Annotated in this window: 14 protein-coding genes; 4 read left to right on the forward strand and 10 right to left on the reverse strand. The window is 59.5% G+C overall.

Features of this window, described 5'->3' with window-relative positions; translation table 11 throughout:
- Positions 1 to 6: 6 nt before the first annotated feature.
- The 7 genes from FXO12_RS07600 to FXO12_RS07630 all read right to left on the reverse strand — a co-directional run bounded on the left by FXO12_RS07600 (position 7) and on the right by FXO12_RS07630 (position 8,108).
- Positions 7 to 633 (reverse strand): response regulator transcription factor, encoded by a 627-nt coding sequence (locus FXO12_RS07600; protein WP_034127079.1) that lies wholly within the window; start codon positions 631 to 633, stop codon positions 7 to 9.
- A gap of 288 nt (positions 634 to 921) precedes the next feature.
- On the reverse strand, positions 922 to 1,638 hold the full coding sequence (locus FXO12_RS07605; protein ID WP_003190369.1) for an MgtC/SapB family protein: 717 nt from the start codon (positions 1,636 to 1,638) through the stop codon (positions 922 to 924).
- Between the two features lie 163 nt (positions 1,639 to 1,801).
- Positions 1,802 to 4,507 (reverse strand): magnesium-translocating P-type ATPase, encoded by a 2,706-nt coding sequence (gene mgtA / locus FXO12_RS07610; protein ID WP_060772661.1) that lies wholly within the window; start codon positions 4,505 to 4,507, stop codon positions 1,802 to 1,804.
- An 809-nt stretch (positions 4,508 to 5,316) separates the two neighbouring features.
- Positions 5,317 to 5,916: a GNAT family N-acetyltransferase gene (locus FXO12_RS07615; RefSeq protein ID WP_057978368.1), complete on the reverse strand. Its 600-nt coding sequence runs from the start codon at positions 5,914 to 5,916 to the stop codon at positions 5,317 to 5,319.
- A gap of 11 nt (positions 5,917 to 5,927) precedes the next feature.
- A complete protein-coding gene (locus tag FXO12_RS07620) occupies positions 5,928 to 6,272 on the reverse strand; it encodes an FKBP-type peptidyl-prolyl cis-trans isomerase (protein WP_034127076.1) in 345 nt (114 codons plus the stop codon).
- A 168-nt stretch (positions 6,273 to 6,440) separates the two neighbouring features.
- Complete coding sequence (locus tag FXO12_RS07625; protein ID WP_034127075.1) at positions 6,441 to 7,061, reverse strand: lipoprotein; 621 nt, start codon at positions 7,059 to 7,061, stop codon at positions 6,441 to 6,443.
- A gap of 78 nt (positions 7,062 to 7,139) precedes the next feature.
- Positions 7,140 to 8,108 (reverse strand): hypothetical protein, encoded by a 969-nt coding sequence (locus FXO12_RS07630; protein ID WP_019821429.1) that lies wholly within the window; start codon positions 8,106 to 8,108, stop codon positions 7,140 to 7,142.
- Between the two features lie 203 nt (positions 8,109 to 8,311).
- Here FXO12_RS07630 and FXO12_RS07635 point away from each other — a divergent pair, with 203 nt between their 5' ends.
- Complete coding sequence (locus tag FXO12_RS07635; protein ID WP_014717983.1) at positions 8,312 to 9,808, forward strand: PAS domain S-box protein; 1,497 nt, start codon at positions 8,312 to 8,314, stop codon at positions 9,806 to 9,808.
- A 102-nt stretch (positions 9,809 to 9,910) separates the two neighbouring features.
- Positions 9,911 to 10,183 carry a DUF1652 domain-containing protein gene (locus FXO12_RS07640; protein WP_003190355.1) on the forward strand — a complete coding sequence of 91 codons (273 nt, stop codon included), beginning with the start codon at positions 9,911 to 9,913 and terminating at the stop codon, positions 10,181 to 10,183.
- Here FXO12_RS07640 and FXO12_RS07645 read toward each other — a convergent pair.
- From FXO12_RS07645 to FXO12_RS07655, 3 genes are all read right to left on the reverse strand, one after another.
- Positions 10,146 to 11,339 carry an MFS transporter gene (locus FXO12_RS07645; RefSeq protein WP_034127072.1) on the reverse strand — a complete coding sequence of 398 codons (1,194 nt, stop codon included), beginning with the start codon at positions 11,337 to 11,339 and terminating at the stop codon, positions 10,146 to 10,148. The two genes, FXO12_RS07640 and FXO12_RS07645, sit on opposite strands and share 38 nt — an antisense overlap.
- Before the next feature lie 88 nt (positions 11,340 to 11,427).
- Entirely contained in the window at positions 11,428 to 11,736 is a 309-nt protein-coding gene (locus FXO12_RS07650) for an RcnB family protein (RefSeq protein WP_054895758.1), read from the reverse strand.
- A 217-nt stretch (positions 11,737 to 11,953) separates the two neighbouring features.
- Positions 11,954 to 12,445 (reverse strand): transposase, encoded by a 492-nt coding sequence (locus tag FXO12_RS07655; protein WP_256678944.1) that lies wholly within the window; start codon positions 12,443 to 12,445, stop codon positions 11,954 to 11,956.
- 254 nt (positions 12,446 to 12,699) lie between these two features.
- Here FXO12_RS07655 and FXO12_RS07660 point away from each other — a divergent pair, with 254 nt between their 5' ends.
- Positions 12,700 to 13,257 carry a helix-turn-helix domain-containing protein gene (locus FXO12_RS07660; RefSeq protein WP_057978391.1) on the forward strand — a complete coding sequence of 186 codons (558 nt, stop codon included), beginning with the start codon at positions 12,700 to 12,702 and terminating at the stop codon, positions 13,255 to 13,257.
- An 11-nt stretch (positions 13,258 to 13,268) separates the two neighbouring features.
- On the forward strand, positions 13,269 to 14,615 hold the full coding sequence (locus FXO12_RS07665) for a glutamine synthetase family protein (protein ID WP_057978393.1): 1,347 nt from the start codon (positions 13,269 to 13,271) through the stop codon (positions 14,613 to 14,615).
- Positions 14,616 to 14,624 lie beyond the last annotated feature (9 nt).

Genomic DNA, 14,624 nt, shown 5'->3' on the forward strand with positions numbered 1-14,624 from the left:
CTCAATTCAGATCAGATGGTTGCGCTGGGCAAACTTGGATAAGTGCACTACCGAAGACATGCGTAACTTCTCCTTGAGTCGAGTCTTGTAAGTGCTGATGGTCTTGTGGCTCAGCAGCATCTGTTCGGCAATTTCCTTGTTGCCCAGCCCCAGGGCCAACATTTGCAATACGGTTAACTCACGGTCCGATAAGCACTCGATCATCTGCCGTTCCGTTTCTTGCAGATCATCGCGGCGCACCGAACTGGTCGGCAAACTGGGGAAGCAGCTGTAGCCCGACATGATCGCTTTGATAGCCTTTTGCAGCTCATCCAGCTCACCGGTCTTGGCGACGAACCCCATCGCACCGGAACGCATGCAACGGGTAGAAAAAAATACCGCCAGGTAGGAGGTCAGCACCAGAATCTTGCACGGCAAGCCCAACGCCTTGATGCGGCTGATAACCTCCAACCCGCCTAATTTAGGCATCGCCAGGTCGAGGATAATCAGCTCGGGACGTTGCTCCCTCGCCAACTGCATGGCGTCAGCGCCATCCCCCGCCTGAAAAATCTCATCAAACCCCTCCAATTGCAGGAGGTGTTTGACCGTTGCCCGGATAAACGGATGGTCATCCACAATTAATGCTTTGCTCATAAAACTTCCTTATGTGGACAAAATACCCTTACACATCACGCCGGACCTGGGTACCTGTGAGAAATGACAGTTCCGACAAGCGGCACTGCTTCCTTGAAGCGGTAACCAAGCAGTGTCTGGCCCTTTCAATTAACTCAACAGAGCGACGAACGCCGGGCCTCAACGGCGCAACAGCCGCAAGTACCCAACTTTAGCAATGCAATGATGTTTCAACCGAAGGGATAATCCGGACAACATGTAGGATTTTTCCACATGCAAGCTTAGCCAATCCTGGCCAGCCCATAAGGATCAGTCGGTGGTGCTCGGACTCCAGAAGGCCTGCACCACCAGGGTTGACGTTGAGAGGCGCGCCACCAGCGCGTCCAGTTCGTCGCCATCCACCGACGTGGCGGCCAGGATGGCCTCGATTTCCACTTCGTCACTGCCGAACGGTCGCACGTCGACGTCGCTGGCAGGGTAGTTGCAGCGTGCCAACTCGGCTTCCAGTAACACCATCACGGCCTGTTGCTGACTGCGGCGCGCAATGACATAGAGGATATTGGTGACCTCTGCCGACACCACGTCCAAGGGCTGACGATTGATGTTGTTGACGATCGGCCGCAGCAAGGTGTTGGCCGCCAGCACAAACAGCGTGCCCAGCAACGCCTCGAGGATCAGGTCGGCGCCGGCGCAGGCACCCACCGCGGCCGAAGCCCAGAGGGTGGCGGCCGTATTGAGCCCGCGCACATTGCCCTCCTCCCGCATGATCACACCCGCCCCCAGGAAGCCAATGCCCGACACCACGTAAGCGACCACGCGCACCGCGCCTTCCGCACCGCCCAGTCGGTTGGCCATGTCGACAAAGATCGCCGCGCCCACCGCCACCAGCACATTGGTACGTAAGCCGGCGGTGCGCTGGCGGTACTGGCGCTCGAACCCGATGAGGCCACCGAGAATAAACGCAGCGCTGAGGCTGACCACGGTGTCGACCAGGGAGTTGAGGTTGATGTTGTTGATTGCCTGCATAAGAAATCTCCATGAATGCAGCGGCACATTGGTAACTCGCAGGTCCCTGTAGGAGCTGGCTTGCCTGCGATAGCGGTACACCACCAATGAATCTGGCGACTGATACACCGTCATCGCGGGCAAGCCCGGCTCCCACAGGATTTGCGATGTTGCATGGAACCTGTTACTGCCAGCCAAACCTGCGAATGTAGTAGCCCTTCACTGCCTGAGTCAGCGCCATGTACGCCAGCAAAATCACCGGCAGGAACACGAAGTACAGCGACGGCAGCGCCTGCAATTTGAAGTAGTGCGCCAAAGGCCCCATCGGCAGGAATATCCCCACGGCCATGATCACGCCGGTCATCAACATCAACGGCAGCGCTGCGCGGCTTTGCAGGAATGGGATTTTTGGCGTGCGGATCATGTGCACGATCAGGGTCTGGGTCAGCAGCCCCACCACAAACCAGCCGGATTGAAATAGCGTTTGGTGGTCTGGAGTGTTGGCATCAAACACATACCACATGAGTGCGAACGTGGTGATGTCGAAGATCGAACTGATCGGCCCGAAAAACAACATGAAGCGCCCCACTTCCCCCGGCTGCCAGCGTTGCGGCGTGGCAAGCATCTCGTCATCGACGTTGTCGAACGGAATCGCAATCTGCGAGATGTCATACAGCAGGTTTTGCACCAGCAGGTGCATCGGCAGCATCGGCAAAAACGGGATAAAGGCACTGGCCACCAACACCGAGAACACGTTGCCGAAGTTCGAACTGGCGGTCATCTTGATGTATTTGAGCATGTTGGCGAAGGTGCGCCGGCCTTCCAGCACGCCCTCCTCCAGGATCATCAGGCTCTTCTCCAGCAGGATGATGTCGGCCGCTTCCTTGGCGATGTCCACCGCACTGTCCACCGAAATCCCGATATCCGCCGTGCGCAACGCCGGAGCGTCGTTGATGCCATCGCCCATAAAGCCGACCACATGTCCGTTGGCCTTGAGCAGCCGCACGATGCGTTCCTTGTGGCTGGGCGTGAGCTTGGCAAACACATTGGTGGTTTCCACGGCCAGGGCCAGTTCGGCGTCGCTCATCGACTCGATGTCGTTGCCCATCAGCAAGCCTTGTTGCTCCAGGCCCACTTCGCGGCAGATCTTCGCCGTGACCAGTTCGTTGTCGCCGGTCAACACTTTCACCGCCACGCCGTGGGCCTTCAGGGCCTTGAGGGCGGGCGCGGTGCTTTCCTTGGGCGGGTCGAGAAACGCCACGTAGCCGATCAGCGTCAGGTTGTTTTCATCGGCCAGGGTGTAGGTGTCACGTCCTGCCGGCATCGGCTGCGCCGCTACCGCCACCACCCGCAGCCCTTCTTCGTTAAAGGCCGCGGTCACCTGGCGAATGCGCGCCAGCAGTTCGTCGGTCAGTGCCTCATCGACGTCACCATGACGCACGCGATTGCACACCGACAAAATTTCCTCCACCGCCCCTTTGCAGATCAACAGGTGCGGTTGGTGCTCCTCGGCCACCACCACCGACATGCGGCGGCGGTTGAAGTCGAATGGGATCTCGTCGACCTTGTGGAACGCGGTACCGACTTTCAGCTCACGATGGATGTCCACATGCTCGAGCACGGCCACATCCAACAGGTTTTTCAGGCCGGTCTGGTAGTAGCTGTTGAGATAGGCCATTTCCAGCACGTCGTCCGACTCCTGGCCCCACACGTCCACATGGCGCGCCAGGAAAATCTTGTCCTGAGTGAGCGTGCCGGTCTTGTCGGTGCACAGCACGTCCATGGCGCCGAAGTTCTGGATCGCGTCCAGGCGCTTGACGATGACCTTCTTGCGCGACAGAAACACCGCGCCCTTGGCCAAGGTCGAGGTGACGATCATGGGCAGCATTTCCGGGGTCAAGCCTACCGCAATCGACAGCGCGAACAGCAACGCCTCGGTCCAGTCGCCCTTGGTGAAGCCGTTGATGAACAGCACCAGCGGCGCCATCACGAACATAAAGCGAATCAGCAACCAACTGACCTTGTTGACCCCCTGCTGGAACGAGGTGGTCGCACGGTCCGTCGCCGTGACGCGTTGCGCCAAGGCACCAAAATACGTGCTGTTGCCGGTGGCGAGGATGACCGCCGTGGCGGCGCCGGACACCACGTTGGTGCCCATGAACAGAATGTTCTCCAACTCCAGCGGGTTGCGCGTGTGGGCGTCCTGCTGGTGGGCGAACTTTTCCACCGGCATGGATTCACCGGTCATAGCCGCTTGGCTGACGAACAAGTCCTTGGCGCTGAGCACGCGGCAGTCCGCGGGGATCATGTCGCCGGCCGACAACACAATCAGATCGCCTGGTACCAGTTGTTTGATCGGCAGTTCAATGCGCTTGGCAGCATCGCGGCGCAGCACCGTCGCGGTATTGCTCACCATGGCCTTCAAGGCGTCGGCGGCCTTGTTCGACTTGGCCTCCTGCCAGAAGCGCAACAGGGTCGAAAGCACCACCATGGAGAAAATCACCGTGGCGGCCTTCATGTCTTCGGTCAGCCAAGAGATCACCGCCAACAGGGTCAGCAGCAGGTTGAACGGATTCTTGTAGCAATGCCACAGGTGCACCCACCACGGCAGCGGCTGTTCGTGCTCGACTTCGTTAAGGCCGTATTGCACGCGCAAGGCGTCGGCTTCCTGAGAGCTCAAGCCCTCGGCGTGGCTGCCCAGCACGCCCAGCAATTGCACAGTGCTGCGGTTGGCAGAGGCCACCAGTGTCTGCGCCAGGCTGGGCGGTACTTCGCGGCTGACGCTGGCATCGGTCACGGTCTCCAGCATCGCCAGGCGGCGAAAATGCCGGGCGATATGCCGGGTCCGCAGGAAACCGGCGAAGAACTCTTTGAGCAAAGTGAGGTTCATGGTGTAACTCCTGCGCGAGGAAAAACCGTCGTGCAGGTACTGCCCGTCCACACCGCGCCCGTCACACAGGCACAGCCGAACCTGGCCCGCCCGCCGTAACAGGCAGGCGCGTCCGTAGCATCCAGGCGTTACCCAGGTGCTGGTCAGCGTCGATGAGAGGGAATCAGGCAGGTGCCAGGACTGGCCACCGCCGGGATGCCGCTTCTCGCTTTATGAGGCGAGACAACGGCATCTGGAAAATGCGCGTTACCTTGCCAAGTAGAGGCCGGTTACCGAAACCGGCCGACGACTGTCACTCGAACAAGTACCCACTGAGGGTCTCCGCTATTGATGAAAACGCGCGAAGCTTACGCCCCGATGTTGGCGGAGTAAACCGTAGGAAAGTGGCAGGCTGGTGAATAAGAAGGTTCTTCAGGATGGGTTCAGGAAAGAGCGTTTTGCTTACTTTTGTCTGGGCCGGCAGTCCGGCTTTTCAAAAGTGAGCCGCTGTAAAAGCGGAACCCTGAGTAGCCGTTACCGCAGGAATGGATATGTACACGGTCCAACTGTGTTGACTGTCAGGCCGTCTTCGCAGGCAAGCCAGCTCCCACATTTGGATCGCGGTGCGTCAGCTCGATCAGCGTCGACTGCCAGGCCGTCACGGGAGCAAGCTCCCTCGCCACAGGTCCAGCGTCGCGCCGAAGTTGTGTAGATACCTATGCTGCGATAGCGGTGTGTCAGCTACAAATTCACTGCCTGGCACTCTGCATACGCAACGATACGGCAGCACGCCTAATCAGCGTCTACATGGGATTGATGTACATCCCTGGCTATGGCGTATCAGGTCGATCCCTTTCAACCAACGCCACGTAGTCTTCAATGCTCGCGCTGGCAACACCCTTTACCTGGATAGACACCTTATTCACCTGCCGACCCATCGTGATGCCCTCGCGGGTACGCACCTGTACATAGCCAAGTCTGGGCCAAAAACGCTCGGCCCTGGTATTGCCCACCACTACCGTCAGCCGCAGCCACTGGGCGCCCTTCGCCACCGCCCAGGCCTCAAGGTCCGCGTGCAAGCGCTGCGCCAGCCCGCTGCCGTGCCAGCGCGCATGCACCAGCAGCAACCCGATGTGCCACACCCCGGTGGCGAGCAAATCCGCGGCGATATTCACCACGGCGACCAGGTGGCCCTGCGCATCTCGGTAACCCAGCCAGTACAGGCGGCTGCAATGCCAGCCGGCGGGTAATTGGCCGCGTAATTCTTCCCGTGCTTCGGACGGGGTAGCCGGTTCGCCATTCACCGCGATGAAGTAAGCCGGCGCCTGTTCAAAAAACTGCTGCAGCTCAGCTTCATCGCAGCCAAGCAGCTCAACCACCCGAATGCCTTCGAGGAAACTGCCAGGCAACACCTGTGGATCAACGTCCATGTTCAACCTCTTCAATCATCCCGTGTCAGCACTTCCAGCAATTCAATTTCGAAGCGCAGATTACTGTTGGGTTTGATATGCGCACCCATCGAGCGCTCGCCATAGGCCAGGTGCGCCGGTACATACAACGAGCGTACACCGCCAACCTGCATGCCCATCAAGCCCTGGTCCCACCCCTTGATCACGCGGCCAGTGCCGATCACGCACTGGAACGGTTTGCCCCGCTCCCAGGAGGAATCGAACACCGTGCCATCTTCCAGGGTGCCGGTGTATTGGGTGGTGATCAGCGCGCCCTTGACCACGGCTTTGCCGTCGCCCAGGCGGATGTCGGTGACCTGTAGTTCGTCGTTGCTCATGGGGTTCTCATTGAAGGGGACAACGGCTGGGGTTTTCCCAGAATCGGATGGGTTTGGCAAGTGCAGGGGAATGGCCAGCGTGATGGTGGACCGTTCGCTGGAATGCATACAGCCGCGTCAGCTCCCACATTGAATCTGCATGCATTCAGAGGTCGCCGTGTCGACCCTTTACAACCAATGCCAGAACCGGCTCCAGAACCCGCGCCCCAACTCATCCTTGCACCCGGCATATTGGCGCGCATACATCTGCGAACGCGCCTGTACCTTGCTCGCTACCGGCGGCAGCCAGGCTTTGCTGGCATAGGTGCGCTGGCGGTAGCCGCCCCAGCCTTCGTGGTAGTTCAGGTACTGGCCGTAGGCATCGTATTTGTAGACGCCGTTGATGGTGTAGGTCTTGTCCATGTACCAGCCGATAAAGTCGATCGCGTCGTCGAAGTCTTCGCGATCAGCGCCGCTGCGGCCGGTGGCTTTGCGGTAGTCGTTCCATACTTCATCCTTGGCCTGGGCATAGCCGGAAGCGGTGGAGACGCGGCCCCATGGGATGATCCACAGCAGGTATTTACGCGGGGTCTTGGCGTCGTGGCGAAAGCCCGACTCCTGATACATGATGGCAAACGGCACCTGGATCGGTACGCCCCAGCGCTTTTGCGTGACCTTGGCGGCGTCGTACCAGTCGTCTTTTTCGCGGAAGATACCGCAGAGGTCGTTGGGCGTGCGTGGCGGCGAGGTGCCGCACGCCGCCAACAGGGAAGTGAGTAATAACAGTCCGACGGCTTTGCCTGCGCTCAAGGGTCACCTTTGTGGGATAAGGGTAAAATGCCAGCATTTTACCCCTTCACACAGGCGGCGTCCTTGCCGCAGACATCTTTAAGCCAAAGGCACGCGACGGGTAGTCAGCGCGATACGACCAATAAAGAAGCTCAATGCCGCACCCAACAGCAGCATGGCCAAGGTGCTCCAGGCCGCGCGGGACAGTTGCTTGGCAGCGACTTCACCGGCTTCACGGGCTTTCTGTTCAGCCTGCTTTTTCAGCTCATCGACCTTTTGCATGGCTTGCTGATAAGCCTGGGCATAGTTGTCGACGATCTGCGTGGCTTCTTCTTTGCTCTTGCCAGTGCGGGCCGCGACGATGTTGACCAGCGCCTCTTTATCCGCTGCATTCAATGCTGGCTCGCCGGACGCTTTCACACGTTCGAACCATTGCTTGAGCTCATCACCGGCCTGGGCAGGATTGGTCGCTGCATCGGTAGCCGACTGCTTGCCATCGGCAGCTGCCTGATCGGCTTTCTGCTCGACATTGGCAGGGTCCAGTTCAGCCTTGCCGCTCTGCTTGAGCAAGGTATCCAGTTGGCCTTGCAGGCTGTTCCAGTCCAGCTCGATGCCCTGCTCGTTCAACTGTTGCTTGATGCTATTGCCAATCCCTGGCGCGGCGGCAGCAATGCCACTGCCCGCAGCAGACAGACCTTTACCCACCACGTTGCCGGCCGTACCGACCACGCTGGAAGCCAGGCCCGCCAACAGCCAAGTGGTGAGCAAGGTGGTCAAGGTCCAGGTCAGCACCCCATGCAGGCCGCCACGATCCGGCGCGGTGCGGCCGGCCACGAACGCGCCCAACGCGATGGCGACCAGTGTCGATACAAACAGCCAGATACCCGCACCTGTGCCAAAACCGCTCAACGGGTTGCCCGCTTCCATCGGGTCAACGGCACTGGCGCCAATGGCGGTGCCCAACACACTCAAGACCAGGTAGGTGACCAGTGCGATTGCACTACCGGCCAATACCGAGCTCCACGACACTCGAAACAGCGATCGATTGGTTTCATAGACAGTGGTCATACAAAGGTCCTTTTCAAATTGAGGAGCAAGGCAATGTGCCTTGATGGGTGTGAGTGTGGCGAAACGACATACGTTCAGTCCTGGCCCATATGCACCAGGTGGTCTGGTGCATTCGCACTGCCCCGTGGGTAATTACTCTGCACTATCCTGAAGCCAGGATGTCGTAACCCAATGTGCCTTGCCCTGCCCTAATCGGAGACGTTATGACCCAGGATGTTCTCGCCAAAGAAACCAACCGCCGCCAACTGCAAACCATCATCTCCGGGCTGTCCGACGGTGTGATTCTGGCCGAGGTCGACCAGACCATTCTCTGGGCCAATGAAGCGGCGTTGACCATGCATGGGGTCAGCGAGGTCAAGGAACTGGGCGCCAATACCGAGGCGTACGCCAAACGCTTTGCCCTGCGCTATCGCAACAACCATCCCTTGCCACTGGACAGCTACCCCCTCAGCCGCGTGGCTGCCGGCGAAGAGTTCAGCGATGTGGTGGTGGAAGTCACACCCGCCGACGACGAACACCGCAGTTGGGTACATCGCCTGCGCAGCCTGGTGCTGACCGATGCCCAGGGTGAACCTGAGTTGCTGGTACTGATCCTCAGCGACGCCACCGAATGGGCCAGCGCCGAGCAACGCTTTGAGAAAACCTTCAACGCCAACCCGGCGCCCGCGGTGATCTGTCGCCTCAGCGACCTGCGCTACATCAAGGTCAACCAGGGTTTTCTGGAGATGACCGGCTACAACCGCGACCAGGTCATCGGCAAATCTGTGTATGAACTGGATGTGCTGGAACAGGCCGAGCGCAAGGACCTGGCGATCCAGCGCCTGGGCGAAGGCGCGACCATCCCGCAGATGCAGGCCGAACTTAGACTGCCCGAAGGTGGCAGCAAACTGGTGATCGTCGCCGGCCAACCGCTGGACATGAACGAGGAAGACTGCATGCTGTTTTCCTTCACCGACCTGGAGCCTCGGCGCAAAGCCGAGATCGCCCTGCGCCAGAGCGAAGAACGCTTCGCCAAATCCTTCCGCCTGACGCCCGTACCGACCCTGGTATGCAGTGCCGACAACCGCCAGGTGGTAGACATCAACGAAGCCTTCATGAGCATCACCGGCTACATCAGCGAGGAATTGATCGGCAAATCCATCGAAGACATCAACTTCATCGACAGCCCCCAGGCCGGCGCGCAGTTGTTCGCCACCCTGGAAAAAGCCGGCAACCTTGAAGGCCAGGACCTCAAGGTGCGCAAGAAAGGCAACGAGGTGATCGACTGCGTGGTATCCGCCGACACCGTGATTATCCAGGACGTGCCCTGCTACCTGATGGTGCTGATGAACATCACCGAGCGCAAACGCTCGGAGCTGGAACTGGTGGCGGCCATTGAGGAAGTCATGCAGGACGCGTCCTGGTTCAGCCAGACCCTGATCGAGAAGCTGGCCAACGCCAAGAGCGTCAACAGCCCCAACCTGCCGAATGTTTCCTTCACCGACCTCACCGCCCGCGAGCGCGATGTATTGGGCCTGATCTGCGAGGGCCTGGCGGACAAAGAAATCGCCTCGCGCCTGAAACTGGCGCCCAACACCGTGCGTAACCATGTGGCCACGGTGTATTCCAAGCTGGGGGTGCACAGCCGTAGTGCTGCGATCGTCTGGGCTCGTGAACGCGGGCTGTTTGCCGGTGATTTGCGCCTGAAAAACAAGCCCTGACCCTGCAAATGCACTAGTGCGTCTAGTGCGAATTCGCCTTATTGAGCGGCGGTGCAAGCAATAACCTTCAAGGGATCGTATTTATGCCTAGAAGGAACCCGCATGTTTACCCTCTCTCAGCTGCGCAACTGCATCGAAGAAGGCCTGTCACCGCTGACGTGCGAATTCACCCTGTGCCGGGACGCGTCCTTGACCCTCAAGGTCTACGATGCCGAGACCGGCCGCGTCGACCTGGTGGTTACTGGCATCAGCACCAACCGCCTGCAGACCCCGCAGGAAGTAGCGAAAATGGTGGATGAATTGCGCTACGAGCTGCAAAGCAACAACGTCGGCAAGCTCACGCTGGATGATTTGCCTTTATCGCCGCTCCCATGAAATAAAACACCCCGCCGGCAACGATAAACGCCCCCAGCATGTAGAACATGTAATGGGCCGGCAGGCTGGCCAACACCAGCCCACACAGCACCGGCCCCAGCGCCGCACCGAGGTTGGACAGGTTTTGCGCCCCGTAATACATGCCCCGCAGGTGGTCCGGGGCAATTCGGTCGATAAACATGTATTCGGCCGGAAACACGATGATCTCCCCGACGGTGAACACCGCCATCGCCAGCACCCAGCCCACCACGCTGGTGGACAGCCCGAAGCCAATCAACCCCAGCATGAACATGCTCAAGCCAGCGATCAGCCACTGGCTCAGGTAACGGTGCGAGATGCGCCGGCCAATCAAGTACTGCAAGGCAATCACTAGCACGGCGTTGGTGGTCAGCACCGCGCTGATCACCGTGTAGGTGTATTCGGCGGTCGTGGTGGTCACCAGGTATTGCGACAGATAGGCCGTGAACTGGCCGAACACCACCGCGCTGAGTAAACCGCCGAGGGTGAAGCACACTAGGCGACGGTCCTGCAGCAAAACGCGGGCGACGGCAAGGAACGGCAGCGGCTTTTGCGTGGCGTCCACCGTGGCCAAGTTACGGTCACCCCAGCGCCCGTACAGCAGAAAAAACCCCAGCCCCAACAGCGCCGACAGAATAAACGGCAGGCTGATATCCAGCTTGGCCACCATCGCGCCAAAGAACGGCCCCACGGCATAGCCGATATTGGTAAGCGTGTATTTGATGGAAAACACTTCGCTGCGCGCGTCTTCGGGCAGCAGGCTGGCGAAGCCGGCTTTCACCGCAATATCGATGACGGCGTAGGCCAGGTTGATCAGGATCAGGCAGCCATAGAACGACCAGATATTTTGCGCCAGCACCGTGCCGATAAACCCCAGCACAAACACCAGGCTCAAGCCGAGCAACAGGCGATAGCTATTGATGCGGTCGACCAGGAAACCACCGTAGACACTGAGTAGCGAACCGACGATCAGCGAACTGCCGATTACCAGGCCGACCTGGGTAATGTCCAAGGCGAAATGGCTGGTGAGGTAGATCACGAGATAAGGAAAAGTGATGGCCTTGGCCAGCGTAAGCAGCAACGTGGCGCACAGCAACAGGTTCACGGTGCGGGGGTAGTTTCTGATGGTGGCAAGCATCCTGCTCTCGTTCTTCAAAGGTAACGCGACTATTGCGGTCGGTTACCTTAACGCAAGAAACATGAAACGAGCAGATGCCCCGGCGGGATTATTTCTTGACTGGCGTAATCTCGAGGATGGTGCCGTTGGTGGTCTTGAGCAGGACGTACTTGTCGCCTACGCGCGCCCACTGGCTTTCTTCTTCGGGCTGCTTGAGGCCGCGCTTTTTCCAATCGCTGATGGCCGACTCCTTGCGCATCAGGATATCCGGAGCGCGGTCGCCTTCTTTCAAATCACGAGCGTTGATGTTTGAAGGTTGCACGGTTTCCTGAGGGGTATCGCCGGCCTGCACTACAGCGCTGACGGAGGAAAAGCTGGCAGCGACCAGCAGGCAAGCGGCTAAGGTTTTCGACTTCATGGGTGCTCCTTCAATTAATGGTGCGTACCCAGATTCCGACCGCGGCGGCGCGTAATCATTCAGCCGTATTTCCCTGTGGCCAGAGATTGCTCCCGCCAGGATGCGCAGCGGCCCCAATCCATTCACCGCATGTTTTCAGTGGGTACGCGGTCGGGCTTTTTGGGGCCGCTTCGCGGCCCAGCGGGAGCAAGCTCCCTCGCCACAGGGGGGTACACCGTTATAGCCAGGCGGCGTCCCAGAGCGAGTAGTCGCCAACATGCTCGACCAGTCCGGCTCGCAGTGGGTTGGCGATGATGTAGCGAGCAGCCTTGATAAGGTCTTCATCGGCCCGCTCCGCACGATCATGATAGCCGTACTGCCAAAAAGCACCGTGCGTGCGACGGGCTCGGTTGATGGTCAGTGTGCTGCGCGACTTCACCCGTTTCATCACTTCAGGCAGCGTCGCGCCTCGCAATTCAAATAACCAGTGAAGGTGGTCCGGCATAATGCCCCAAGCCAGCGAGTTGACCAGTCCAAGGTCATGGGCTCGTTTGAGCTCGGCAACCAATAGCCGCCCCAGGTAAAGATCGGCAAATACCGGGCGACGTTGATAAACCACGGCAGTCACCAAATAAGCTCGACCAGGTTCTGAATAACGGCCACGTCGCAACAAATGAGAGTTGGGCTTGTGAAGCAATCCTTTGCTCCCCTGAATGGTTGAATGGTCCATTCAACCTAGCAGGCACCTGAGATGTCCCTGCCCAATACAGTTTCCCCATATTTCCCAATCCTTTGTGGCGAGGGAGCTTGCTCCCGCTGGGCTGCGCAGCAGCCCCAAAAAGCCACACCGCGCATCCACTGAACGCATGCGGTGAATGGGTTGGGGCCGCTTCGCTGCCCAGCGGGAGCAAGGGTTTGTGCATAGGGTTTGCGAGCGTGAAAATAATCGTGTAATTTTTCATGAAATTATTCGAATTAAATTTCATGAACCAGCAACAAGAACTCGCCACCCTCGCGACCCTGATCCACGACTTGCGCAAGCACAAGAAACTCACCCTGGCGCAATTGGCGCAAAAGATCGAGCGCTCGGTGGGCTTTCTGTCTCAAGTGGAACGTGGGTTGTCGCAACCCACCGTAGCCGACCTGACCGCCATCAGCCACGCCCTCGATGTGCCCACCACCTATTTCTACAGCCTGCCCAAACCCAAGGCGGTGGATTGGGTCACACGCCCCAACGAGCGGCGCACGGTGTATTACGCCAATGGCATCACCGACATCCTGGTGTCGCCGAGCATGAACGGTGCGTTCTCGATGCTTGACAGCCTGTTGGCCCCCGGTGCCAACAGCGGCGAACAGAGCATGAGCGACCGTGCCGAACAGGCCGGATTTGTGCTCGAAGGCGAGTTGACCCTGTGGGTGGATGACGAAGCCGCGCCAGTCACCCTCAGCCCCGGCGACAGTTTCCACCTCGCCAGTTTCGCCCACTGCCGCTACGCCAACCTGACCGACCTGCCCGCCCGCGTCTTGTGGGTTTACAACTAGGAGCTGCACCCGTGAAAAGCCATTCCTCCACGTTGCTGGCCGAAGTACGCAGCTTTCGCCAGAACCACCCCGACGTGCGCTATGTCGACCTGATCGCCCTGGACATTCCCGGGCATTTCTACGGCAAGCGCTACCCGGTGGAGATGCTTGAGAAAGTCGCCGCCGGCAGCCCGCTGAAGCTGCCGCAGAATGCGGTGCTGCTGGGGGCTCAAGGTGGACTGTTCAAGATTGGCGACTACTGCTTCAACGATGGCGACCCGGACGCCAATCGCCGATTGGTGCCCGGCACGCTCAAACCGGTGAACTGGGAGTCGCAGCCATTGGGGCAAATGCTCATCACCTCGGACGGCACCGAAGCGCCCATCGAGTTCGAACCCCGCGAAGTCCTGGCCAAGGTCCTGGAACGCTTGCAGCATCAGGGCATTCATCCCGTGGTGGCGTTTGAGCTGGAGTTCTACCTGTTCGATAAACAGCTGGAAAACGGCCTGCCGCAATTCGCCCGCGACCCGCTCAGTGGGGATGCCGACGACCAGCCCAACCTGCATATCGAACGGCTGTCGCGTTTCAGCGACGTGCTCGACGACATGGCGCAAACCGCCAAGGACCAAGGCATCGACATCACGGTGATCACCGCCGAGATCGGCCCCGGCCAGTTCGAGATCAACTTCGGCCACTGCGATGACGGCCTGCGCGCCGCCGACTGGGCCGCCCTGTTCTGCCGCAGCACCCGTGGCGTTGCGCTCAAGCATGGTTACCGCGCCAGCTTCATGGCCAAACCCTATCTGCAATTTCCCGGCAGCGGCATGCACGTGCATGTCAGCCTTTACGACGCAGCGGGCAATAACTTGCTAGCGGCCCATCAGCAGCAGCCATTGCGCCACGCCGTAGCCGGTTGCCTGGAATTGCTGCCCCACTGCATGCCGATCTTCTCGCCCAACCACAACGCCTTCCGTCGCCTGGGCGGCACGGTCAACGCTGCGACGCGGGCGAGCTGGGGCTTTGAAGACCGCGATGCCTGTGTGCGCATCCCCGAGTCCGACCCGCGCAACCTGCGGATCGAGCACCGCCTGGCCAGCGCCGATGCCAACCCTTACCTGGTGCTGGCGGCAATCCTGGTGGGCCTGGAGCACGGGCTTGAGGCCAAGCGCGAACCCATCGCGCCATTGAACGAAGACCGCAACAGCGGCACCGATTTCCCGGTGGAAATGCTCGACGCCGTGCGTGCCATGCAGCAGCAACCAATACTGCGCGACAAGCTGGGCGCGGAATTTGTCGACGTGTATTGCGAGAACAAACGCCAGGATCACCTGGCCTTTCAACAAGAGATCCATGCGCGAGAATATCGCTGGTTTCTCTGACCCCACCAT

The sequence above is a fragment of the Pseudomonas sp. J380 genome, assembly GCF_009827115.1.
GTDB classification, from domain to species: domain Bacteria; phylum Pseudomonadota; class Gammaproteobacteria; order Pseudomonadales; family Pseudomonadaceae; genus Aquipseudomonas; species Aquipseudomonas paracarnis.

Coding starts and splice junctions, on each gene's coding strand:
- FXO12_RS07600 (WP_034127079.1), bottom strand. CDS start 633: ATGAGCAAAGCATTAATTGTGGATGACCATCCGTTTATCCGGGCAACG.
- FXO12_RS07605 (WP_003190369.1), bottom strand. CDS start 1,638: ATGCAGGCAATCAACAACATCAACCTCAACTCCCTGGTCGACACCGTG.
- mgtA (WP_060772661.1), bottom strand. CDS start 4,507: ATGAACCTCACTTTGCTCAAAGAGTTCTTCGCCGGTTTCCTGCGGACC.
- FXO12_RS07615 (WP_057978368.1), bottom strand. CDS start 5,916: ATGGACGTTGATCCACAGGTGTTGCCTGGCAGTTTCCTCGAAGGCATT.
- FXO12_RS07620 (WP_034127076.1), bottom strand. CDS start 6,272: ATGAGCAACGACGAACTACAGGTCACCGACATCCGCCTGGGCGACGGC.
- FXO12_RS07630 (WP_019821429.1), bottom strand. CDS start 8,108: ATGACCACTGTCTATGAAACCAATCGATCGCTGTTTCGAGTGTCGTGG.
- FXO12_RS07635 (WP_014717983.1), top strand. CDS start 8,312: ATGACCCAGGATGTTCTCGCCAAAGAAACCAACCGCCGCCAACTGCAA.
- FXO12_RS07640 (WP_003190355.1), top strand. CDS start 9,911: ATGTTTACCCTCTCTCAGCTGCGCAACTGCATCGAAGAAGGCCTGTCA.
- FXO12_RS07645 (WP_034127072.1), bottom strand. CDS start 11,339: ATGCTTGCCACCATCAGAAACTACCCCCGCACCGTGAACCTGTTGCTG.
- FXO12_RS07650 (WP_054895758.1), bottom strand. CDS start 11,736: ATGAAGTCGAAAACCTTAGCCGCTTGCCTGCTGGTCGCTGCCAGCTTT.
- FXO12_RS07655 (WP_256678944.1), bottom strand. CDS start 12,445: ATGGACCATTCAACCATTCAGGGGAGCAAAGGATTGCTTCACAAGCCC.
- FXO12_RS07660 (WP_057978391.1), top strand. CDS start 12,700: ATGAACCAGCAACAAGAACTCGCCACCCTCGCGACCCTGATCCACGAC.